20 protein-coding genes and 1 riboswitch are annotated in these 22,455 nt (G+C 72.4%); of the genes, 7 read left to right on the top strand and 13 right to left on the bottom strand.

The genetic code is table 11. The features are described from left to right. Nucleotides 1-82: 82 nt before the first annotated feature. The 3 genes from C4T42_RS16065 to C4T42_RS16055 all read right to left on the bottom strand — a co-directional run bounded on the left by C4T42_RS16065 (nt 83) and on the right by C4T42_RS16055 (nt 3,032). A complete protein-coding gene (locus tag C4T42_RS16065) occupies nt 83-1,195 on the bottom strand; it encodes an alpha/beta hydrolase (RefSeq protein ID WP_103985415.1) in 1,113 nt (370 codons plus the stop codon). Between the two features lie 124 nt (nt 1,196-1,319). Then, the gene (locus C4T42_RS16060) at nt 1,320-2,609 is read right to left on the bottom strand and encodes a phosphatase domain-containing protein (RefSeq protein ID WP_103985414.1); all 1,290 of its coding nucleotides are present in this window, start codon (nt 2,607-2,609) and stop codon (nt 1,320-1,322) included. 24 nt (nt 2,610-2,633) lie between these two features. Further along, complete coding sequence (locus tag C4T42_RS16055) at nt 2,634-3,032, bottom strand: DUF3775 domain-containing protein (protein WP_091979449.1); 399 nt, start codon at nt 3,030-3,032, stop codon at nt 2,634-2,636. 192 nt (nt 3,033-3,224) lie between these two features. On the opposite strand from C4T42_RS16055, the gene C4T42_RS16050 reads away from it, so the two are divergent. Together C4T42_RS16050 and C4T42_RS16045 are read left to right on the top strand one after the other, a co-directional pair. Continuing rightward, on the top strand, nt 3,225-4,814 hold the full coding sequence (locus tag C4T42_RS16050; protein ID WP_103985413.1) for a hypothetical protein: 1,590 nt from the start codon (nt 3,225-3,227) through the stop codon (nt 4,812-4,814). Between the two features lie 60 nt (nt 4,815-4,874). Beyond that, a complete protein-coding gene (locus C4T42_RS16045) occupies nt 4,875-6,197 on the top strand; it encodes an HlyC/CorC family transporter (protein WP_091681339.1) in 1,323 nt (440 codons plus the stop codon). A 63-nt stretch (nt 6,198-6,260) separates the two neighbouring features. Here C4T42_RS16045 and C4T42_RS16040 read toward each other — a convergent pair whose 3' ends face one another. Next, complete coding sequence (locus C4T42_RS16040) at nt 6,261-7,649, bottom strand: aminotransferase (protein WP_091979452.1); 1,389 nt, start codon at nt 7,647-7,649, stop codon at nt 6,261-6,263. 146 nt (nt 7,650-7,795) lie between these two features. Here C4T42_RS16040 and C4T42_RS16035 point away from each other — a divergent pair, with 146 nt between their 5' ends. Next, entirely contained in the window at nt 7,796-8,329 is a 534-nt protein-coding gene (locus C4T42_RS16035) for a hypothetical protein (RefSeq protein ID WP_042671766.1), read from the top strand. A gap of 30 nt (nt 8,330-8,359) precedes the next feature. Here C4T42_RS16035 and C4T42_RS16030 read toward each other — a convergent pair whose 3' ends face one another. Continuing rightward, complete coding sequence (locus C4T42_RS16030; RefSeq protein WP_103985452.1) at nt 8,360-8,620, bottom strand: hypothetical protein; 261 nt, start codon at nt 8,618-8,620, stop codon at nt 8,360-8,362. Between the two features lie 225 nt (nt 8,621-8,845). Between C4T42_RS16030 and C4T42_RS16025 the strand changes: the two genes are divergently transcribed. Next, complete coding sequence (locus C4T42_RS16025; RefSeq protein ID WP_091681331.1) at nt 8,846-9,337, top strand: glutathione peroxidase; 492 nt, start codon at nt 8,846-8,848, stop codon at nt 9,335-9,337. Nucleotides 9,338-9,349: 12 nt separating this feature from the next. Here C4T42_RS16025 and C4T42_RS16020 read toward each other — a convergent pair whose 3' ends face one another. The 4 genes from C4T42_RS16020 to C4T42_RS16005 form a co-directional block, all read right to left on the bottom strand. Next, nucleotides 9,350-9,685, bottom strand: coding sequence for a hypothetical protein (locus C4T42_RS16020; RefSeq protein WP_103985412.1), 336 nt, complete (start codon nt 9,683-9,685; stop codon nt 9,350-9,352). Nucleotides 9,686-9,808: 123 nt separating this feature from the next. Beyond that, the gene (locus C4T42_RS16015; RefSeq protein ID WP_091979455.1) at nt 9,809-10,600 is read right to left on the bottom strand and encodes an ATP12 family protein; all 792 of its coding nucleotides are present in this window, start codon (nt 10,598-10,600) and stop codon (nt 9,809-9,811) included. Between the two features lie 46 nt (nt 10,601-10,646). Further along, nucleotides 10,647-11,312 (bottom strand): HAD-IA family hydrolase, encoded by a 666-nt coding sequence (locus C4T42_RS16010; protein ID WP_020093660.1) that lies wholly within the window; start codon nt 11,310-11,312, stop codon nt 10,647-10,649. A 70-nt stretch (nt 11,313-11,382) separates the two neighbouring features. Further along, on the bottom strand, nt 11,383-11,763 hold the full coding sequence (locus C4T42_RS16005; RefSeq protein ID WP_020093661.1) for a hypothetical protein: 381 nt from the start codon (nt 11,761-11,763) through the stop codon (nt 11,383-11,385). A gap of 201 nt (nt 11,764-11,964) precedes the next feature. On the opposite strand from C4T42_RS16005, the gene C4T42_RS16000 reads away from it, so the two are divergent. Next, nucleotides 11,965-12,678: an alpha/beta fold hydrolase gene (locus C4T42_RS16000; RefSeq protein WP_020093662.1), complete on the top strand. Its 714-nt coding sequence runs from the start codon at nt 11,965-11,967 to the stop codon at nt 12,676-12,678. On the opposite strand, the gene C4T42_RS15995 is transcribed toward C4T42_RS16000, so the two are convergent. Together C4T42_RS15995 and C4T42_RS15990 are read right to left on the bottom strand one after the other, a co-directional pair. Then, nucleotides 12,645-14,045 carry an RluA family pseudouridine synthase gene (locus C4T42_RS15995; protein ID WP_020093663.1) on the bottom strand — a complete coding sequence of 467 codons (1,401 nt, stop codon included), beginning with the start codon at nt 14,043-14,045 and terminating at the stop codon, nt 12,645-12,647. The genes C4T42_RS16000 and C4T42_RS15995 overlap by 34 nt on opposite strands. Before the next feature lie 142 nt (nt 14,046-14,187). Continuing rightward, nucleotides 14,188-14,655 carry an NUDIX domain-containing protein gene (locus C4T42_RS15990; RefSeq protein WP_043712699.1) on the bottom strand — a complete coding sequence of 156 codons (468 nt, stop codon included), beginning with the start codon at nt 14,653-14,655 and terminating at the stop codon, nt 14,188-14,190. Between the two features lie 104 nt (nt 14,656-14,759). Continuing rightward, nucleotides 14,760-14,953: riboswitch (cobalamin riboswitch) on the top strand. 284 nt (nt 14,954-15,237) lie between these two features. Between C4T42_RS15990 and C4T42_RS15985 the strand changes: the two genes are divergently transcribed. Together C4T42_RS15985 and C4T42_RS15980 are read left to right on the top strand one after the other, a co-directional pair. Further along, complete coding sequence (locus C4T42_RS15985; protein WP_020093665.1) at nt 15,238-17,421, top strand: TonB-dependent siderophore receptor; 2,184 nt, start codon at nt 15,238-15,240, stop codon at nt 17,419-17,421. Beyond that, a complete protein-coding gene (locus C4T42_RS15980; RefSeq protein ID WP_042674528.1) occupies nt 17,418-18,875 on the top strand; it encodes a peptidase in 1,458 nt (485 codons plus the stop codon). Before C4T42_RS15985 ends, C4T42_RS15980 begins: the two co-directional genes overlap by 4 nt. A 79-nt stretch (nt 18,876-18,954) precedes the next feature. Here the strand turns inward: C4T42_RS15980 and C4T42_RS15975 are convergent, their stop codons facing one another. Further along, nucleotides 18,955-19,941, bottom strand: a complete 987-nt coding sequence (locus tag C4T42_RS15975; protein ID WP_181049176.1) for a helix-turn-helix domain-containing protein — start codon at nt 19,939-19,941, stop codon at nt 18,955-18,957. 205 nt (nt 19,942-20,146) lie between these two features. Next, nucleotides 20,147-22,291 carry a TonB-dependent receptor gene (locus C4T42_RS15970; RefSeq protein WP_181049175.1) on the bottom strand — a complete coding sequence of 715 codons (2,145 nt, stop codon included), beginning with the start codon at nt 22,289-22,291 and terminating at the stop codon, nt 20,147-20,149. Nucleotides 22,292-22,455: the final 164 nt, after the last annotated feature.

The raw sequence follows: 22,455 nt of genomic DNA, 5'->3' as shown, positions 1-22,455 counted from the left end.
CGGATGTGAACCCTCACCACCGAGATGCTGCATTGCACCATTTCGTGAGCACGAACTCCGCGCGAGCCCGCGCCGCCGCGCCTCAGCGACCCAGATGATCGTCGAAGAAGCGCGCCATTTCTCCGAAGACCTCCCTGGTTTCGGGCGCGTCCGGCGTGAACAGGTACTGCGCGTGGGACATGCCCTCGAACACCTGCAGCGACGCCTCGATCCCGGCGGCGCGCAGCTTCCGGTGGGTGCGCACCGTGTTCGACAGGAACAGGTCGCGGGTGCCGGTGACCAGGATCGCGGGCGGGAGGCCGGCGAAGTCGCCGTAGATCGGCGAGAGCTGCGGGTCCTTCAGGTCGCGGCCGGCGGCGTAGAGCTTGGCGGCCGGCGTCAGGTAGCCGGAATAGCTGACGAGCACGTTGTCGAGCCACTCGTTGGTCCGGTAGCTGTCGCCGGTCTCGGTCATGTCCGACCAGGGCGTTCCGAGACCGATCGCCGCGGGCAGCGCCAGCCCCTCGGCCTTGGCGCGGAGCATCAGGGCCAGGGTCATCCCGCCGCCCGTTGAGGTGCCGAACACCGCCATGTTCCGCGGCTTCTGCATGGACAGCATGGCCCGCCACACGGCGGTCGCGTCGTCCATGGCGGCCGGGTAGGGCGCGTCCGGCGGCATGCGGTAATCCACCGAGATCACCTTGTAGCCGCCGAGGCCGGCCATCAGGATCGCCTCCAGCGTTCCGGCCTCGCCGGGATTATAGACGTAGCCGCCCCCGTGGATGTGCAGGAGGAGCCGGTCGCGGTTGGCCTCGGGGATCTGCCGGGGCTGGATCACGAAGGCCTTCACGCCGCCGATCACCGCGGCCTCGCTGGTGACGCCCAGCTTCTCGCGGAGCGCCGGCAGGGTGGCGGCTCCGGCGGCAGCGAGCTTGTCGACCAGCGCCTTCCAGGCCGCGGCGTCCGGCGGGTTCGCGTTCCAGGCCGGCACCCGGTAGGGCGCCGCCACCGTGGTGCGGAATTGCGGGCTCGTCGTGTCGGGGACCGGCACGACCTTGGCCGGCACCGTCCGCGGTCCCGGGGCGGCGTTGGCCGCGCCCATCTCGGCCTCCAGCTGGGCGAAGCGCGGCATGGCCCGCTCCGCGGGCGCGGCCTGCCCGAAGGCGGCCTGGGTGCCGCAGGCGATCATCAGCAGCGCGGACAGGCTCAGGCGCATCTCGATTCCTCCCGCGGCAGCCCGTTCCGCGACCCGTCTCGGCGGATGCCGGCCGCGCTCGGCCGATACCTATCGGAGCGGGCGGCCCGCGACAGCCGCCCGGGTGACGATCGCGGCCGCGCGGTCACGCACCGAGCCGCGGGAGCGCGGCCGGCGTCTCCGGCTCGACCACCAGGGTCGCCGGCACGGCGCCGTCGCCGGCGAGGGCCTCGGCGATCGCCTCCGGCCCGATCGGGTCCTCGGCCGCGCCGGCGACGCCCGACGGCTCCGGCGTGATCCGGGCGGTCTCCCGACGCGGCCTGGTCTCGGCCGCCGCCGCGTGCTCGTCGGCGACACCGGCCACCGCCCCGGGGGCGATCAGTCCGATGGCGGCCGCGTGCTCGGCCATGGCGACGCTGTCGGCGGCGAGCACGAGGCTCGATCCGGCCCGGGCGACGGCGCCGGCGAGCCGGACGATCTCCTCCACCCGCGCGGAGCCGCGGGACACGTTGCGGATGTAGACCGCCAGCACCCGCCCGGGATTCTCCTCGACGATCTGCGCGTAGACCTCCGGGTCGTGCTGGCCGCTGTCGCCGATCAGCACGAAGGGCAGGTCGCGGTAGAGAGCGAGCATGTGCCGGATCAGCGCGTGCTTGTGGTCGGTGGCCCGGCGCGGCAGCGGGTGGGTCCAGGAGAGGCCCCATTCCCGCAGGAAGAGCACGGGCCCCGCCGGGATGCCGTGGCGCTGGAAGAACTCCGACAGCATCTCGTAGAGGCCCCAGGGCGCGCGGGACACGTAGAGCATCGGGTTGCCCTCGTCGCCGCCGGCGCCCGCGTGGAGGGCGCGGTAGAGGGCGGCGACGCCCGGGAAGGCGACCCGGCTCTCGGCATCCTCCACGAACAGGCGCCAGAGCATCTTGAGCTTGTTGGCGACGCCGGTGCGCATGACCGTGTCGTCGATGTCGCTGACCACGACGCAGCGGCAGCGGTCGGGCGGGATGAACACCGCGCCCTCGGCGGGGATCGGCGGATCGGCCTCGAGGCGGAGTTCGACCGCGTGCCAGTCACCCGTCTCGGCCGGAGGCGAGCGCGGGTGCAGGTGCACGCGGAAATAGCCGTCCCGGTCGGTCTCGACCCGCACGGCATCGTCGCCGAACCGGGCGGTGATGCCCGCGCCGGCGATCGTCCGCCGGGCGATGCGGCGGCGCAGGTCGCGCCACTGCGCCCGCAGGGATTCGGGATCCTCGCCGGGTATCCCCGGCGACTGCCGGAAGACCCGGCCGATCAGGAACACCTCGTCCCGTGACCCGTAGCCGCGGTAGGGCTCGACCACGAGCCCGCCGCGGCCCTTGCCGCCATGGCCCTGCGCGCGGCGGACCGGCCGCGTGAGGACCCGCAGCGCCTTCGTGGCGCCCCTGCGCGCGCGCGAGGCCATGGCGACCGGCCCCCGTCCGGGCGCTCAGGCCTGCGGCAGTTCGGGGCTGAGCCCCATCGCGTCGAGGCCCTCCTCCAGGAGATCGCCGGCGTCGGGGCTGCCGAGCAGCTCCCGCACGGCCCCTTCGCCGGCGGCCTCGCGCTCGCGGGCGAAGCGCACCGCCTCGCTCCACTCCTCCGGCTCCATGTCGCCGCGACCGACGTAGAGGAGGGCGAGCAGCTCGGCCCGGGAATCGTCGTCGAGCCCGGCGATCAGGCCCCGGACCTCGGATTCCGTCGCGTCGTCGGTGCCGGAGACCAGGACGTCGGTGGCGCCGTCGTCGATCGGGTTCGAGCCCGAATCCGGGTCGGTGTTGCCCTCCTTCACCTCGATGGCGCGCAGCCGCATGACGATGTCGGTGACGGTCTCGACGGCGATATCCATGCGCTGATCTCCGGACGCTGACGGGGTCGGGCAAGCGGGGCCCTCAAGCCGCGACAACGGGCGAGCGGGCGCCGGGTTCGCCCCATCCCCATCGAAGGCGGGTTGCGTGGTCCGCGCCACTTTCCGGCTCCGCGACCGTGAGATAGAGGCTTCGAGACTGTTCCGACATCTGGATCGACATTGGCGATAGACGTGGTTTCTACAAAGACTGCCCGGACATCGCCTGCCGATACCGTCATTCCCTGTGCACGCGACGGCGCCTCCCGCGGCCCGGGCGGGCGCCGCTGGCGCCTCGTCGCCCTGGCGGGCCTGTCGGCCCTGGCCGGATCGGCGCTGATCGGGACGCGGTCCGCCGAGGCCCGGTCCGCGGGCTACGAGGGCAGCGCGCCGAGCTGCTTCCTGACCGGCGGCGGCGCGCTCGAGATCTGCCGCGAGGGCTCGGAGGCCGAGGGCGTCCTGATCGCGCCGGCGCCCTGCGCCTTCGTGCGCGGCGTGCAGATCCTGCGGCTCGCCCGCTCCGAGGCGCCCGGCCCGCTCCAGGCCGTGTTCCAGGGCCAGACACCGGTAGCGTCCCGCCGGGACGAGCCGTGCCCGGAGCGGCGCGCCACCGACAGCCGCGACGGCGGCGCCCTGCGCACCGGCCGCACCTTCGAGGCCCTGGTCACGACGCTGCCGCCCTCGGCCGACCGGTTCTGGGTCGACCTGCCGGAGGAGCGCGCGCGGACGCGCGGCTGGTCCGAGCCGACGCCGTCCGCGGAGGGCATCGGCCCGCGCGACCCCATCGCCGTGACGGGCCGGACCTGGGCCGGCGAGGCCTACAGCTACGTCTTCCTGCTCGGGCAGGAGCGCGTGGGCGTCGCCGGCGGCGACGCGGCCGAGCCCGAGCGCCGCGGCCGGCGTCGGCGCCGGCGGGCGGAGCCGGACGCGCCGGCGACGGGCCCGGCCGACGTCCGGCGCCGCGTCCAGATCGAGGCGCGCACCCTCGACTTCCAGACCTTCGAGATCCGGACCCGCACCGCCGACGGCTACGGGCTGGCCTGGACGCCGTTCGAAGCGGGCGCCGGCCGCGGCCGGCGCGCCGACCCGCCCGTCCCCGCCGCGGTGGTCGACGAGGCGGGCAAGCCGGTCACGTCGGCCTGCACGGCGCCGGCCTTCGAGACCCACGGGCTCGCCGGCTCGATCAGCGTCGTCGACCGCACCTATCACTACGTCTACACCGACGTGCTGCCCGAGGATTGCGGCCTCGCCCCTGAGAAGCGCCGCACCGGGCTGTTCCTGCGCACCGCCCAGAACCTGTCGGGGCCGAAGGTCTGGTCGACGGCGCGCAAGCTTGCCGGGCCGCTGCCGCCCGGAACCCTCGTGCGGGTGGCCCGCGCCAAGGGCATGCAGCGCTGGGCGGTCTCCTACACGTGCCAGCGGCCCGCCAACGCCCCGGGCGGCCCGGTGGCGGATATCTGCCTGCAATACACGGCCGACCTGAACCTCGACGGGATCGGCGCCCTCAAACTCTACGCCGATCCGGTGGAGGCGGGCCGCTCCGCCGCCTATCTCGGGCTGCGCTCGGGGGGCGACGGCAGCGGCCGGTACGACCGGAGCGCGCATTTCTGGATGACCGACGCGGAGGGCAACCTCGACACGCCGGCGATCTACCCGAACAAAGCGGGCTTCCTGACCTGGCTCGACCGGCTCGCCCCGACCGCCTCCGGGCGCGACGCGTCGAGCCTGTACGGGCGGCCCGTCTACTGGGGAACGTGGACGGTGCGCCCGATCGGCGCGCAATAAGTCGCAGGAGGCGCTATATGGGCGGCCGACAAGCCGCGCGAGGCGTGCCTGACGGACCCGATGGAAACCCATATCGACCTGTGGTTCGCCGCGAGCATCGTGGCGATCTCGCTGCTGCTCTCGGCCTTCTTCGCGGGCGCGGAGACGGCCTTCACCGCCGCCTCGCGGGCCCGAATGCACGCCTTGGAGCAGGCGGGCGACCCGCGCGCCGCGATCGTCAACCGCATCCTGGCGATCCGCGAGCGCTTCATCGGCGCGATGCTGATCGGCTACAACATCGTGGCGATCGGCGCCTCGGCCTTCACCACCAGCGTGCTCACGGCGCTGTTCGGCAAGAGCGGCGTAATCTACGCGACGGTCGGCATGTCGGTGCTTGTCATCGTCTTCGCCGAGGTGCTGCCGAAGACGCTGGCGATCTCCAAACCCGACAAGGCCGCCCTGCTCACCGCCCGCCCGGTGGCCTTCGCGGTGGCGCTGATGGGCCCGCTGGCCATCGCCATCGAGCACGTCGTGCGGGTGATGCTGAAACCGTTCGGCGTCACCATCGGCGAGCACCAGTCGATCCTCACCGCCGCCGAGGAGCTGCGCGGGCAGGTGGCGCTGATGCACCGGGAGGGCGGCGTCGCCAAGGCCGAGCGCGACATGCTGGGCGGCCTCCTCGACCTGTCGGACCTGTCGGTCTCCGACGTGATGGTCCACCGCACGAAGATGCGGGCGATCGACGCCGACCAGCCCTCCGAGGACATCGTCCGGGCGGTGCTGGCCTCGCCCTACACCCGCATGCCGCTGTGGCGCGGCACGCCCGAGAACATCGTCGGCGTCCTCCACGCCAAGGACCTGCTGCGGGCGCTCGACGCCGCGGGCGGCGACGCCTCCGGCCTCAAGGTCGAGGCGCTGGCCCTGGAGACGTGGTTCGTGCCGGGCACGACGTCGCTGCGCGCCCAGCTCAAGGCCTTCCTGACCAAGAAGACCCACTTCGCCCTCGTGGTCGACGAGTACGGCGAGGTGATGGGGCTCGTGACCCTGGAGGACATCCTGGAGGAGATCGTCGGCGACATCGCCGACGAGCACGACGTCACCGTCTCGGGCGTGCGCCCGCAGGGGGACGGGTCGGTGAACGTGGACGGCGGCGTGCCGATCCGCGACCTGAACCGGGCCATGGACTGGGACCTGCCCGACGAGGAGGCGACCACCATCGCCGGCCTCGTCATCCACGAGGCGCGGACCATCCCGGACCAGGGCACCGCCTTCAACTTCCACGGCTTCCGCTTCCAGGTGCTGCGGAAGGCCAAGAACCGGATCACCACGCTCCGCATCACGCCGCTGACCGCGGCGGGGCTCCAGGCGGCCGCGCTGCCGGACGCGCCGCGCGACGCGGTGTGACGGCGGCAGGCGACCGCCGCGGCCGGGGTCCGCGCCCGCGCCGCGACGCGCGCGGGGCGGTCCTCAGCCCGGCATCGCCTCCAGCCCCTCGGCGCGGATCCAGTCGCGGGTCCGGTCCAGGGCCCGTCCGAGCCGGTCGAACAGGGCGTCGATCTCGTCCGGCGCGATGATCAGCGGCGGGCAGACGGCGACGCGGTCCCCGGCGAGCGCCCGCACGATCAGCCCCTCGCCCTGCGCGAAGGCGACGCAGCGGGCGGCCACGCCCTTCTTCGGGTCGTACTGCCGCTTGCTGGCCTTGTCGGCGACGATCTCCAGGCCGCCGATCAGCCCGAGGCCGCCGGCCTCGCCCACGATGTCGTGCCCGGCGAGCGCCGACAGACGGCGCTGGAACTGCGGCGCCTTCTCGGCCGCGCCCTCGATCACCCGGTCGCGGCGGTAGATCTCGATCGCCTTCAGGGCCACCGCGGCGGCCACCGGGTGCCCGGAATAGGTGGTGCCGTGGCCGAAGGTGCCGATCTTCTCGCTCTGGCCGATCAGCGCCTCGTAGAGCGGTTCGTCGATGCTCACGCCGCCGAGCGGCATGTAGGCCGAGGTCAGGGCCTTGGCGAAGGAGATCGAATCGGGCCGGGCCCCCAGCGCCTCGCTGCCGAACCACGTGCCGAGCCGGCCGAAGCCGCAGATCACCTCGTCGGCGATGAAGCGGACGTCGTACTTGGCCAGCACCGCCTGGATCGCCGCGAAGTACCCCCGCGGCGGCACGATCGCGCCGCCCGCGCCCATCACCGGCTCGGCGATGAAGGCCGCGACCGTCTCCGGCCCCTCGCGCAGGATCGTCTCCTCCAGCTCGGCGGCGAGGCGCGCCGAGTAGGCCTCCTCGGTCTCGCCCGGCTCGGCGCCCCGGTAGTGGTGCGCGGGCGAGACGTGCAGGAAGCCCGGCAGCGGCAGGTCCCAGTCGGCGTGGTTCGCGGCGAGCCCGGTCATCGAGGCGCTCGCGACCGTGACGCCGTGGTAGCCCTTCTGGCGGGCGATGATCTTCTTCTTCTGCGGCCGCCCCAGGGCGTTGTTGTAGTACCAGGTCAGCTTGACCTGCGTGTCGTTGGCCTCCGACCCCGAGGAGGTGAAGAAGATCTTCGAGGTCGGGACCGGCATCAGCTCCTTCAGCGTCTCGGCGAGCTCGATGCCCGGATCGTGGCTGCGGCCGGAGAACAGGTGCGTGAAGGGCATGCGCGCCATCTGCGCCCGGGCCGCCTCCACGAGCTCCGCGTTGGAGTAGCCCAGCGCCGTGCACCACAGGCCGGACATGCCCTCGATGTAGGAGCGTCCCTCGGTGTCGTAGACATGCACGCCCTCGCCCCGTTCCAGCACCAGCGGGCCGGTCTGTCGGTGCGTCGACAGGTTGGTGTAGGGATGGAGGAGGGTTTCGACGTCGCGGGTCGCGAGGTTCGAGAGCATGGTTCGCAAGGTCCTCGTGCGCGGGTGACCGCCGCCACACTACCGACCCGATGCCCCGTCAGGTAGCCCGGAGGATCCGCGTCCGGCCGTTGCCGGACGCATGCCGCCAGCGCTACTCCAGCACCGCCCCTCGCCGCGCCCGACCGATGCTCAACCCGGAAGCCTACGTCGCCCAACCCGCTCCCGGCCGCGCCTGCGGCGCCTGCACGCTGTGCTGCAAGGTCTACGACGTGCCCGCGGTCGAGAGCGTCGCGGGCCAGTGGTGCCGACATACGAAGGCCGGCCAGGGCTGCGCCATCCACGCCACCCGCCCGGACCATTGCCGGGCCTTCCACTGCCTCTGGATGACGGAGGGATGGCTCGGCCCGGAATGGAAGCCGGACCGCGCCAAGATGGTGCTGAGCCTCGATCCGCTCACCCGCAACATGAACGTGCAGGTCGATCCCGGACAGGCGAACGCTTGGCGGCGCGAGCCCTATTACGGGCAGCTCAGGCGCTGGGCCGTGGCCTCGGTGCCCCTGCGCCGGCACGTGCTGGTCCACGTCAACAAGAGCACCACCGTCATCCTGCCGGACCGCGACGTCAGCCTCGGGATCGTCGGTGCCGACGAGCGCATCGTCACCACCGACCGGATGACGCCCCAGGGCCCGAGCTTCGACGTCCGGAAAGTGCCGGCCTGAACCGGGCGACCGGCCGGACCCGGGGCCGGCTCAGCGCTCGGTGCCGGAATGCCGCCGCATGACCGGGGATTCGACCACCAGGAACGTCATCTGGAACAGGATCAGCCCCGTCTGGTCCGTCACCTCGATCCGCCAATCCTCGCCGAGGGCGATGCGCTGGGCGTCCTGCTTCAGGATGTCGCCGGCGCGCCGGACGGCTTCGAGCCGGGCGGATTGCCAGTCCGGCAGCTCCGTTCCCGCGCCGTCCAGGATCGAGGATCCATCGTGGACGTTGAAGTGATAGCGCGGCATCCACACGTCCCGGTCGGGTCCAGGCGGGGGATGCGGGTACCCCTCACTCGCGGCCGTGCCGAGTCTCGTCGCCGCGAGTGACGGACTCGTTACGCCACGCCCGCCGGCTCGGCCATATACGGGGTTAGAGTCGCGGTCGGGATCGCGGGACCGCGTCGCGGCGCCGACGCCATGTCGCGACGCGCGAGCCTTGCGGATCCGGCCGGTTTGCCCGAGTGATCGGGCATGACGACCGTTCACGATTTCAGCGTCTCCGCGGCCGACGGAACGCCGTACCCGCTCGCGCAGCATCGCGGTCAGGTGCTGCTCATCGTGAACACGGCCTCCCGCTGCGGCTTCACCCCGCAATACGAGGGGCTCGAGGCGCTCTGGCGCCGGCACCGGGATGCGGGCCTGACGATCCTGGGATTCCCCTGCAACCAGTTCGGCGCGCAGGAGCCGGGCGACGCCGCCGAGATCGCGAGTTTCTGCGCGCTGCGCTACGACGTGAGCTTCCCGGTGCTCGCCAAGGTCGCGGTGAACGGGTCGGGCGCCGATCCGCTCTACGCCCATCTCACCCGGGCCCGCACAGGGCTGTTCGGCACGCGGGCGGTCAAGTGGAACTTCACCAAATTCCTGGTCGGACGCGACGGCCGGGTCATCGCCCGGTTCGCACCCGGGACGAAGCCCGCGGCCCTGGAGGCTAAGATCCAGGCTGCCCTGGCCGAGCCCGCCTGAGCCGCGCCCGCGTCAGACCGCGTCGAGATCCGCGGCCTCGGCGGAGACCGCGCGGCGCGCGTCGATCCGTTCGCGCACGCGCAGCACCGTCCGCAGGGGCGCGATCGGGAACGGGCGCACCGACTCGCGCAGGATCCCCGCTAGGAACCGGATCTCGGCAATCTTGCGCAAGGTCAGATCGGGCGCTCCGGCGCCCTGTGCTCGGCGCTCGAGGTCCGAGAGGGCGTCGAACAGCGCGTAGCGCCCGTCGAGATCCCGGCAAGACTGTTTCGACGCGATCAGATTGGCCAGTTCGCCTTCAAAACTGCAACGGACAGGCTGATCGGAACGCATCGTCGACTCGAACACAATGTGCGTCGAACCCTAAAACAGTGTTCGCGCTTTGTCAGCCGCCGACGCGCGGCGGGCGCCGCGAATGCGGGATTGTTGCGCAATTGCATCTGCGCGACCGCGCCGGACCGCGGCCCGGGCTCAGCCGCCGGCCGCGACGAACGCGGCGGCCGCCTCGAACTCCGTCCGGCGCGCCTCGAGGCGGGCCTCCGCCTCGGCGTCGCGCCCCCAGACGGCGGCCTGATAGGTCTCGTCCACGTGGGCCGCGGACCAAGCCTCAGCCGGTGTCAGCCGGCCCTCGAGAACCGCCAGGGCGATCAGCAGGGAGCCGGTCAGCGTCGTCAGGGTGTGCAGGCCCGCCAGCCGGAACGGGTCGGTCACCGCGTTCACCGCAGCGGAGAGCGCCTGGATCGTGTCGGCCGGCTGCGCGACGTGCATGACGCCCTCGCTCAGGATCACCCGCGCACCGAACGCGTCCCGTGCCCAGGCGAGGATCGGATCCCAGGCCTCCGCCTGGGCCGCCACGAGGCGCTCCGGATCCCCGGCGCGGTAGGCCACGAGATCGGTGCCCGCGTAGGCGCAGAGATCCGCAGCGACTTCGGCGAGGCGGGGCGTGACGCCGTCGATCGCCGTGTTGGCCAGCCGGGTCAGGGGCATCCGCGCGGGGTCGATCGCCGTGTCCTGGGCCTGCCACTCCGCCGCGACGCGCTCGGCCAGGGTCCGGCTGGGGAGACGCAGCGGGTTGCGGGCCGGCGTGTTGGCCGGACGTCCGTCGAGGGTCAGCCGGAACCCGTCGGCATCCTCGGAGAAGCCGGCCTCCTTGTAGAAGCGGTGGGGCAGGGCCGGCTTGGCGTGGCCGCGGGCGGCCCGGACCGGATCGGGCCTGTCACCGTCGCTCGGTTGCCCGAGCCAGTCTGTCGTCTCATCGCTCATGGAGGCGAGATAGGCGCTTCCGGCCCCGCGCGCGAGCCTCCCGCGATCAGGAGCCGGTCGCGAGCCCCTCGAGAAGCAGCGCCTCCAGCGCGGCGGCACTCGGGACCACAGTCACGGCCCCGGCCCCGTAGAGCGCGTCCGGCGGATGGTAGCCCCAGGCGACCCCGACGGCCGTCGCACCGGCCGCCACGCCCATGGCGATGTCGAAGGTGGTGTCGCCGACCATCACGGTGGCCTCGGGCTCGCAGCCGGCCTCGCGGATCGCCTGCTGCAGCATGGTCGGATCCGGCTTCGACGGCGCGTCGTCGGCGCTCTGGGTCGTGGCGAACCAGTCCGCCCAGCCGTAATGCGCGATCAGCCGGTCGACACCGCGCCGCGACTTCCCGGTGGCGAGGCCGATCAGCACGTCGGAGCGCCCGTGCAGCCGGGTCAGCAGGTCGGCCATGCCGGGGAACAGGGGCTCCTCGTGGGCGGGGTCGAGCCGCAGGCGGTTGTAGGCCTGCTTGTAGCTCTCCGAGAGTTCCGCGACCGGGCCGTCCTCGCCCACGAGGCGCCGGAAGGCTTGCGGCAGCGACAGGCCGACCACCGACAGGGCCTCCCGTCGCCCGGGCGCCGGCAGGCCGTTCTCCGCGAACGCCACCTCCTGGGCCGCCACGATCAGGTGCTGGCTGTCGACGAGGGTGCCGTCGACGTCGAAGACGACGAGCCTCATCGCGACTGACGCGCCGGAAGTCGCGCCGCGAGCCGCCCCGACGGCGCGGGTGAAAGGAGGCGGGTCCCCGTCACGGCTTCCGGCCCGGCTGGGCCGGCGCGGCCGCGGCGGGCTGGCCGCCGGGGATCCGGGTCCGCTCGTAGCCGAGCCGGCACCGGATCAGGAAGCGCCGGCGCTTGCCGCCGCGCAACCCGCGCTGATGCGAGGCGCGGTTGCAGGCCGCGTAGGAGCGCCGCCGGCGCTCCGCGCGGGCACTGTTGGCGGTGCGCGGGGCGGCCTGCGCGGGCGCCGCGCCCGGGGCGGGCGCCGGGGCCGGATGCGGGGTCGCCGTCTCGGGGGGGTGGGTGCCGTTCGCCGTCGGCGCCGCCCTGGTCGTCTCGCCCGGCGCGGCATGCGCGATCGGCCCGGTGAGGCACAGGGCGGCGAGGCAGGCCAGCATCGCGAGCTTCATGTGTCAGGGTCTCGAACCGCCGGGAACAGGCCCCGCGGCGGATCGGCGGGGCGCGGGGCAGCATATGAGGCGGCGCGGCCGGTTGCCAAGGCATGCGCCGCGCGGGACGCTCGGACCGCACCCGACTTTCACCGGAGATGCCGCGGCGCTGACGGGCGCTGGCGTGACGGTTATCGGGGGGACGGGAAGGGTGATCCGGCGATGAACCTCGTGCTGCTGCCCGGCTTCATGACCGATGCCGACCTCTGGTCGGACGTGATCGCGCGCCTCGCCGAGGTGGGTCCGATCACGCACGGCGACCTCGCGCGGGACGCCGCCATCGCCGACATGGCACGCCGCGTCGTCGCGGAGGCGCCGCCGCGCTTCGGGCTCGTCGGCTTCTCCATGGGCGGCTACGTCGCCCGCGCGGTTGCCCAGCTCGTGCCGGACCGGGTGGAGGCGTTGGTCCTCGTCGCCACCTCGTCGCGGGCCGACACGCCGGCCCAGGCGCGCCGGAAGGCCGCCGCGGTCGCCCATATCCGCCAGCAGGGCTACCGGGGCCTCAGCCGGTCGGCGATCCTCCAGTCGGTGCACCCGGACCGCGCCGGCGACGGCGCCCTCCTGAGCCGGATCCGGCAGATGGGCGACCGGCTCGGCGGAGAGGTCTTCCTGCGCCAGGCCGGGCAGGCGCGCGAATCCGATGGCGACCGCCTCGGCGCGATCGGCTGCCCGACCCTGGTCGTGGCGGCGGCCCAGGACGCCCTGCGCAGCCTCGACGAGGCGCGGGAGCTCCGCGACGGCATCCCGGGCGCGACGCTGAGGGTGATCGACGGGTCGGGCCACATGCTGCCGCTCGAGGCCCCGGACCCGCTGGCGGACGCGATCGTGCCCTGGCTGCGGGCTCAGGCCTCCGGAGCCTCGACGATCGGGTCGTAGCGGGCGGCGTCGAAGCCCAGGAGGTTCCAGCTCTGCGCCATGTGGGGCGGGAGCGGCGCGCTCACGTCGACCGGCTTGCCGGTCCGCGGGTGCGGGATGACGATCCGCCGGGCGAGCAGGTGGAGGCGGTTCTGGATGCCGCCCGGCAGCTCCCAGTTCTCGACGGAGAAGTATTTCGGGTCGCCCACGATCGGGTGGCCGATATGGGCCGCGTGGGCGCGCAGCTGGTGCGTGCGGCCGGTGACCGGCTTGAACGACAGCCAGGACAGCTTCTGGGCCGCCTGATCGACCATCGCGTAGTAGGTCAGCGCGTGGCTCGCGCCCTCGTCGCCGTGCTTGGCGACCCGCATCCGCGCGTCGGCGTCGGTGGGCTCCTCCTTGGCGAGGTAGGTCGAGACGCGTCCCTGCCGGACCCGCGGCACGCCCGCGGTGAGCGCCCAGTAGATCTTCCGCGCCGCCCGGGACCGGAAGCTCTTGGCCAGCGTCGCGGCGGCGAGCCGGGTCTTGGCGATGATCAGGCACCCGGCCGTGTCCTTGTCCAGCCGGTGGACGAGGCGCGGCTTCTGGCCGTCCGGACCCGTGAGGGCGGCGAGCAGGCCGTCCACGTGCCGGACCGTCCCCGAACCGCCCTGGACCGCGAGGCCGAAGGGCTTGTTGAGGATCATCATGTCGGCATCCTCGTAGAGGATCAGCGACCGGATGAAGGCGGCGTCGTCCTGCTCGCGGGCGGCGCTGCGCGGCCGCTCGGTGGGCTGGTCGAGGCGCAGCGGCGGCACGCGCACGCTCATGCCCGGCTCCAGCCGGTCGTTCGGCTTGGCGCGCTTGCCGTCGACCCGCAACTCGCCCTTGCGGACGATGGTCTGCACGCGGGTGAAGGGCAGGAGCGGGAAGCGGGCGGTGAGGAAGCGGTCGATCCGCATCCCGGCCTCGTCCGGCTCGACGGTCAGGGTCTGCACGCCGGAAGCGAGGGTCGCGGAGGCGGCGGCGCGCTGCTCGCGCCGGGTCGGACCGGGCGCGGGGGCAGAGGCGAGGGCCGGGGAGGGGGCCGCCGAGCGCTTGGCCGGCGGCCGGCCGCCGGGCTTGCCCGCCGCGGCGTCGCGCGGTGCGGCGGCGTCGCGGCGCGGCTTCGGCGGCCGGGCCGGCGCCGGGGCCGCAGCGGCCTGCGCGCCCCAGGGATCGCGGGTGCCGGCATCCTCGCCGCGGTTGCGGGCCGCGCGCTCGGCGGCGTCGCGGGCGCTGGTGCGCGGGCCCGTGCGGGCGCGGCCGTCGGCCTGGGCCTTGCCGCCCCTGAACTTGCTGGCGCTGGACTTGCCGGCCTGAGGCTTGCGCCCCGTCGGCCCGCCGCTTCTGGGAGGTCGTATCGTCATGCTTCCGCCGGCACCCGTCTCCGCGTCGGACGGAGCGTCCGGGCGCATGGGCCGCGGCGTCGCGGACGTCCGGACCGATGGGATTGCCCGGCTGTAGCATCGCCCGCGCCGAGCGGCAAAGGCGGTGGGCCGACCCGGTCCGTCAGGGCTCCGCGCGCCACGCGTCGCGGAGGCGGTCCTTCAGGCCGGCGGGGAAGAGGTCGGGACCGCCCGGCACGTCGAGCCCGTCCAGATCGCACCACCGCGCCACGCAGGCGGTGCCGGAATCCTCGTGGAAGACGAAGCGCTCCTGCCCGTCGAACCGCCCCGGCGGCAGGGCGACGGGGAACAGGAACAGCACCTCGTGCCCGACCTGCCCCTCGTGCGTGAAGATGTTCTCCACGACGCGGGGGCCGCCGAGCACCGAGACGGTGACGCCGAGCTCCTCCCGGAACTCCCGGATCAGGGCGTCCTCGACCCGCTCGCCGAACGCGACGCTGCCGCCGAGCGGCCGGACGCCTTTCAGCCGCCCGTCATCCGCGCGGACCTCGGCCACGAGCAGGCTGTTGCCGCGCCGGGGCAGACCCAGTGCCTTCACGCGAATCTCCGCAGGGGGCCGCCAGACCGTCATCCCGCAGGGGCTAGCCCGTCGTCGGCGAGGCCGCAACGGACCGGCGCACAGCGCGCCGATCCACGGCAACAACCGGACACACGGTTGACGCCCGCCCCCGCTACGGCCAAGCTGTGTTCGACGGTTCCCCTCGGGGATCAAAAGGGAACGCGGTGAGGGGTTCGCCCCGAAGCCGCGGCTGCCCCCGCAACTGTAAGTGGCGAGCCCTTCACCACCACGTCACTGGGTCACCCCGGGAAGACGGTGCGAGGGCGGCGACCCGCGAGCCAGGAGACCTGCCGTCAGCCGTGGTCACACGCGAAACGCGCCGGGCGGGGTGTCCTGGCGGGTGTCGAGGCGCCGCCAGTCCCGAGGGGAGGCGGCCGCCGAGGCCTCGTTCGCGGTGACGTGCCACAGCAAGCGCGCCCGCGACGCCGTTCCCCATGCCCGTTTCCGCTGTCCCGACTCCCTTGAGCCCTGTCGCAGGACGCCGTCGCGCGCCCGCACGGGCAGAGGCTACCGGACAGCGGGCGCATTGTAATGTTATTACAATGCCTGTAGGACGCGGGGGCCGGCGCGCGCCGTGCACGGACCACTTTCCCCATGTCTCCATCGACCCATCGCTCCTGCCTCGGCGGGCGGGCCCCCCTCTGCGGCGTTCTCCTCGCGCTCCTCGCCAGTCCGGCCGCCGCACAGGAGGCGGTCACGCTGGATGAGCTGTCGGTCGCGGGCGCGGGCGGCGACCCGGGCCGCCTCCCGCCGAACGGGCTCAACCTGCGCACGCCCGACCGGACCGCGAGCCGCCTCGGCCTGACGCCGCTGGAGACGCCCGCCAGCCTCGACATCGTGTCGGGCGAGACCGCGCGGCTGCGCGGCCAGGACACGATCGCCGAGGCCGTGACCCAGGACGCGACCGGCATCACCACCATCGCGGCGCCCGGCAACGGCAACGGCGCGTTCACGTCCCGCGGCTTCGCCGGACCGAACTCGATCCAGCAGCTCTACGACGGCACGCGCTTCTACGTCGGCGCCAACACCGTGACCTTCCCGTTCGACACGTGGAACGTCGAGCGGATCGAGGTGCTGCGCGGGCCGTCCTCGGTGCTCTACGGCGACGGCGCCATCGGCGGCGTCATCAACGTGGTGCCCAAGAAGCCGGTCTTCGTGCCGATCAACGCCGCCCGCGCGGTGATCGGCACCGACGGGGTCGCGCGGCTCGCCCTCGATTCCGGCGGCCCGCTGGGCCAGGCTGAGTACGGCGACACCTTCGCGTACCGCCTCAACGTCAGCGGCAACCGCGCCGACGGCTGGATGCGGCCGGAGGGCGATTTCCGCAACCTCGCGGTCTCCGCCGCCCTGCTGTTCCGGCCGAGCGCCGACCTCGCCTTCACCCTGAGCCACGATCTCGGCTACCAGGAGCCCGCCCGCTACTGGGGCACCCCGCTGGTCGAGGGACGGATCCCGGATCTCATCCGGTTCAACAACTACAACGTCCGCGACGCGAAGATCACCTGGGCCGACAACTGGACCCAGCTCAAGACCGAGTGGTCCCCCTCGGCCGATATCACGATCCGCAACACCGCCTACCGGCTGACCAGCCGGCGCCACTGGCTCGACGTCGAGCAGTACAGCTACAACCGCGGCACCGGGCTCGTGGACCGGGGCGACTACCTGGAGATCTACCACAGCCAGGAGCAGGTCGGAGACCGCCTCGACGCGACGTTCCGGGGCAGCCTGTTCGGGCTGCCGAACCAGTTCGTGGCCGGCTTCGACGTGAACCACATCGACTTCCGCCACACCAACAACTTCTACTTCGACCAGACCACGAGCGTGCCGCTCACCGGCTACGATCCGGGCCTGTTCCCGCAGAACGGCCGGGCGCGCCCGGCCTACGCGACGCAGACGAGCCAGGCCTCGGTCTTCGCCGAGGACCGGGTGATCCTGTCGGACAAGCTGTCGTTCCTCACCGGCGTGCGCCTCGACGTGCCGACGCTGAACCGCGAGGACCTGCAGACGGGATCGCGGTTCGAGAAGACCTATCGGGCGCTCGGCTACCGGTTCGGCCTCGTCTACAACCCGACGCCGGACAGCGCGCTCTACGCCCAGTACAGCTTCGCCACCGACCCGGTGAACAGCCTGATCACGCTGTCGCAGTCGCTGGCCGGCTTCAAGCTCGCGACCGGCGATCAGGTCGAGATCGGCGCCAAGGGGCTGGCCTTCGACGGCGCCCTCGAATGGACCGTCGCGGGCTACAGGATCGTCAAGGACAACCTGATCTCGGCGATCCCCGGCCAGCCGACGCTGTCCACGCAGGTGGGGAGCCAGTCCTCGCAGGGCTTCGAGCTGGCGCTCGGCTGGCGCTTCGCGCCGGGCTGGCGGCTCGACGGCAACCTCGCGCTCCTCCACGCGCAGTACGACCGGTTCGACCAGACGGTGAACGGCGCCACCGTCTCGTACGTCGGCAACCAGCCGATCGACGTGCCCGAGCGCGTGGCCAACCTCTGGCTGACCTGGGACGTCACCCGCGACTGGACCGCGCGGGTCGGACTGCAGAACGTCGGGCAGGTCTACAGCGACTTCGGCAACACGGCGCGGCGCCCCGCCTACAACCTCGTCAACGCGGTCCTGGACCATCAGGTGACGGCGGATTCACGCCTGTCCGTGCGGGTCTACAACCTGTTCGACAAGGTCTACGCGATCTCGGGCAACGCCGTGAACGGGGTCGGGACCAACTGGCTGCTCGGGCGCCCGCGCTCGGTTGAGGTCGCCTACACGGTGACGTGGTGAGCCTGCCGCGCCGGCTCGGCAAGGCGGGACGGCGCTGGCTGCTCCTGTTCCACCGCTGGGCCGGGATCGCCGCGGGGCTGTTCTTCGCGCTGTGGATCGGCTCCGGGCTGGTGATGCTCTCCGTGCCGTTCCCGGCGCTCACCGAGGCCGAGCGGCTGTCGCGGCTCGCCCCGATCGCCTGGGATCAGGTCGCGGTCGCGCCGGACGCGGCGCTGCGGGCCGGCGGGCTCGCCGGCGTGCCGGCCGCCTTCGGCCTGGAGATGCGGGGCGACGAGCCGGTCTACCGGATCGCCGGCCACGACGGCACCCGGGTGACGGTCTCGGCACGGACCGGCGCGCGGCTCGGTCCGCTGACACCCGCAGACGCGCTGCGTGTTGCGGCCGGTGGTGCTCCGGCTGCGCAGGCCGAGCAGGTCGCGCGCGACCAGTGGACCGTCACGGCCCGCTACGACCCGCTCCGGCCCTTCCTGAAGGTGGCCCTCGGCGACGCCGCGGGGACCGAGCTCTACGTGTCTGCGGTGACCGGCGAGATCGCCCTCGACACGACACGCTTCGAGCGGGGCTGGAACTGGGTGGGTTCGGTGGCGCACTGGATCTACCTCACGCCGCTGCGGGCCCGGCCGGAGCTGTGGCGGACGATCCTGTTGTGGCTCTCCGGTTTCGCCGCCCTCGGCGCGCTGAGTGGAGGCGCGATCGGGATCTGGCGCCTGCGCCTTCGGCGGCGCTACGCGGCCGGGGCGGTCACGCCCTATCGCGGGCTGGCGCGCTGGCACCACCTGCTCGGCCTCGCGGGGGGCCTCGGCTTGAGCACGTTCATCGTCAGCGGCTGGATCTCCATGAACCCGAACCGCTGGTTCAGCGCGACCAGCCCGCCGGTAGCGTTGCGCGCCGCCTATGCTGGAATCCCGCCGGCGCTCGGCCTCGATCCGCACCGGCTCCGCGATGGCGCCGTGCCGGATACGCGCATCCTGCGCTTCGCCGCCATCGGTGGACGCTGGTGGATCGTCGCCGAGACGGCGGACGGCCTCCGGACGGTCGCAGCGGACGGCGCGACCGCCCTCGACGCGCGCAGCATCGCGACGGCCGCGGCCGACGGTTTCGCGGACGGTCCCCTCCGGTCGATCCGCCCGCTATACGCCTACGACGCCTACTGGTATCCCCACGGGGCCGACCCACGGCCGCTTCCGGTGCTGCGCCTGCGCTTCGGCGACGCGGCCGCCACGTGGCTCCATGTCGATCCCCGGGACGGCACGATCCTCCAGCGCCTGGACCGCTCGGGCCGGATCAACCGCTGGCTGTTCGACGCCGCGCACCGGCTCGACCTGCCGGGGCTCACCGGCAACCGCCCCCTGCACGATACGGCCCAGTGGGTCCTGAATCTCCTGGCGGCGGGCATCGCGGTCACCGGGATCGTGGCGGGCTGGCGCAGGCTGCGTCGGACGCTGTCCGCCTGAGGTCGGATTCAGCGTGTGCTGTCGAGCGGTCGAGATCGGCCCGGCGGTGGCTTCCGATCCGATCCGGTCGTGCTGCGCATCAGGACGACAGACCGGAGGCGGACGCAGATACCTCCACGTCCGGCCTGTGCGCCTGTCGGTATTCACGGGGGCTCACGTCGTAGCGATCCTTGAAGCGGCGCGCGAAATGCGCCTGGCTGCTGAAGCCGCAGCCATAAGCCAACAGGCCGATCGACAGGGCGGCGCAGGCCGGGTCGGTCAGGCGCTTGGCTGCCACCTCCAGGCGGCGTCCCCAGATGTAGTCGGAGATGTGCCGGCCGCGCTCATGAAACAGCTCCTGCAGCCGCCGCAACGACACGCCCATCGCGGCGGCGAGCCGGGGCGGGTCCAGGTTCGGGTCGCTCAGGTTCGCCTCGACATAGGCCTTGGCGCGCTGGACCGTGACGTTGCCGTGGATGGAACGCGGCGCCTCCTGCGCCATCCGTTCGGCGAGGCTCGCCACGATCAGGTCGACGCCGATCGATGCCATGCGCTCGGCCGCGTCAGGAGTGAGGCGATCGCTGACCCGGACGAGTTCCTGAAGGTACGAGCCCGTCAGGGTCGTCGAGGCGAGGTCCGCTGCGGCCGTGAGCGCGGTGTAGAGTCGGGACGGGCCCAGAACGGTCTCGAAACGCTGGTGCGGCAGATCGATGACCAAGGAGTCGCCGGTCTCCGCCTCCATCACGGATGAACTCGAGTCGAGCAAGATGAGGTCGCCCGGCTTGGTCTTCGCCTCCCGGTCAAGCTGCTGGATTGTATCCCGTCTGGACAGCTTCAGGAGCACGAAAAATCGATCGGGGTTCCCGCGGCGTCGCGCTTCGGCGTCCGTGATTCTGGTCCGCACGGTTGTGTGCCAGAAATGCGAGATCGGCATCGCGCCGATACACGTCACGTCCAGCCGTCCCTGGAACGGGAGACCGTCCGGCGTCTCGATCTCGGCAGGCACGAGACGCTCGCAGACCAGTTCCCGCCATTGGCGGACCGCGTTTCTGGGATGAATCCCATCTGTCGAGAAAAACGGTTGCATCCGCCGCCTGGGCACCCCTGTCGTCACTCGGTGGCGAAGATCGGGAACCCCGGCGTTTATTGTATATAATCTACCTTCACAACAGGGAGACGGGGGACAAGGGGCGGAGCAGCGGCGCCCGGCCAAACAGCGCCGTCCGGAAGCGGACCGGCGATGATCCATCCCTCTCGAGCATCATCACGATCACGCGGCCTGATGTCCGGCCCTAGAACCGCGCCGTCAGGAACAGCCGCACGTTCCGCCCCGGCAGCAGGATCTCGTCCTTCTTGAACGAGGTCGAGTTGCGGATATCGTCGTTCAGGAGGTTGCGGCCCTGGAGGCCGAGGGTGATCGCGCTCGCCCCGTAGACCGCGGGATCGACGGCCTTGGTGTAGCTCAGTTCGGCGCGCAGGTCGTCGTAGCCGGGGGTCGGCGTCTCGTACACGGCCGTGGCGTCGTGGCTGAAGGCATGGAGCAGGTTCACCCGCGCGAACCACCCGTCGGCCCGCAGGTAGACGCCGCCGCCGAGCCGGTAGGGCGGGATGCGCGGCACGTTCGCGCCGTTGTCGAACTGGGCGCGGACGAAGTCGAACTGCGCCTCGACGCCGGCGAAGCCGTTGCCCACCGGCACGAGGTCGTACTGGCCGATGATCTCGGCGCCGTAGAAGGTCGCGTTCTGCTGCTGGTAGACGATCTGCCGGTTGTCGGTGCCGACGCCGCAGGAGGCGAAGTCGTCGTCGCAGGTCAGACCCGTGTAGTTCCGGTAGATGAAGCCGGTGTAGCGGGTGAAGTAGCCGGTGGCGTCCAGGCGGAACGGCCCCTCGGCCCGCCGGATGCTGGCCTCGACGGTCCGGGCGCGCTCCTTCTTGAGGTTCGGGTTGCCGATCTCGAAGGTCGCGGTGGCGTCGTGCGGGCCCTGCGAGAACAGCTCGTAGCCCGTGGGCCCGCGCTCGACGTAGGAGCCGGTGAGGCTCGCCACGAAGCCGTAGGGCAGGTCCTGCAGGGCGCCGATGCTGGCGCTCTTCGGGGCGAAGCGCCGGGTCCGGGCGTACTGGAACGGCTCCTGGCCGTCGACCGGCACGTAGTCGGCGGGGAACTGCGCCGCTGTGCTCGACAGCCGGTCGACCTCGTAGCGCCCGGCCGCCTGCAGCCGCGTGCTCGGGCGCAGTTCCAGCTCCTCGAAGAGGTAGACCGCGTTCGCGCGCGACTCCGTCTTCGGCAGGAACGATTCGAGCTGCGTGTTGATCACGCGCCGGTCCGACTGGAAGCCCAGAGCGCCGGTGAGCCTGCCGAACTCCGTGATGACCGGGACGTGCTGGAGTTCCAGGCGGCCCTCGGCCTCGCGGTTCTTGAAGATCGCCTGGACGCCCTCGATCCCGTCGTCGCCGATCCCGACCTCGTTGTGGCGGTAGACCGAGTAGCCCGCCCAGTAGCGGATCACCTCGAAGGGCCCGTCGAGCGGACGGTACTCGCCCCGCGACAGGATTCGGTCCTGGTTCGGGGTCAGGCGGGTCCGGTCCTGCTCGGCGACGCCGCCGGGGATCGCGTAGACCGCGTCGTAGTGGCTGAAGGAGATGCCCACGAAGCCGCGGTCGCCGATCGCCGAGATGCCGACCGCGCCGCCCTGCGACTCGTTGTACGAGTTGCGCTGGATCCCGCCGGGAATCGCGTAGCTGTCGTTGGCGGTCTTGAAGCCGTCGGCGTGGACCGCAATGCCGTCGCCGCCGGCGTCCACCGTGGCGGCCCCGAGTCGGCCGTTATCCACGCTGGAGAAGCCGCTGGTGACCTGCCCCTGCACCCCGTTCGCCGGGATGAAGGTCGGGACCCGGTTGTTGTCGGCCGAGACGACGCCGCCGATGGCCCCCGAGCCGTAGCGCAGGGTCGCGGGACCGCGGATCACCTCGATCCGGTCGGAGACCAGCGGGTTCACCGGCACGGCGTGATCCTCGCCGAGGTCGGACACGCCGCCGTTGACGATGCCGTTCTCCTGGATCCGCACCCGGGCATTGTCGAGGCCGCGGATGATCGGTCGCGAGGCCGCACCCGGCGCGTAGGTCGTGCCCGAGATGCCCGGACGGTCGAACAGGGCATCGCCCAGGGTCCGGGGCTGGTCGCGCGCGATCTGGTCCTGGGTCACCACCGTCACCGGTGAGAACGTGTTGGTCGCCACCGGCAGGACGCCGATCGGCACCGCCGCATCCGCCGCGACCGCGCCGCGCGACGGCTGGATCGGGCTCGGGCTGGTGACGCTGATCTCGTCGAGGGCGACGGCCTGCTGCGCCCGCGCGGCGGAGGGCGTGAGGAGGCCGGCGCAGACGGTCGAGGACAGGACCGTGCTGGCGAGGAAGCCGAAGCGGCGCGAGGGAAGCATCGAGACTCACACAGTGTTATATCGTTTCATTGTTGCGGTGCCTCGGTCCGGTGCAAGCGTTAATCCCGCCGGTGTCGGACACGGCCGAGAAACGTTACATCGTTGCAACAGCGATCCGGGCGGCGCGCCCGCACAAGCTCAAGACGCCGGTTGACTTTGAAACG

The sequence above is a fragment of the Methylobacterium sp. 190mf genome (assembly GCF_900107945.1).
Classification (GTDB): domain Bacteria; phylum Pseudomonadota; class Alphaproteobacteria; order Rhizobiales; family Beijerinckiaceae; genus Methylobacterium.
The sequence above is the reverse complement of the archived record's forward strand: the minus strand, read 5'-3'. Positions and strand labels throughout refer to the sequence as shown.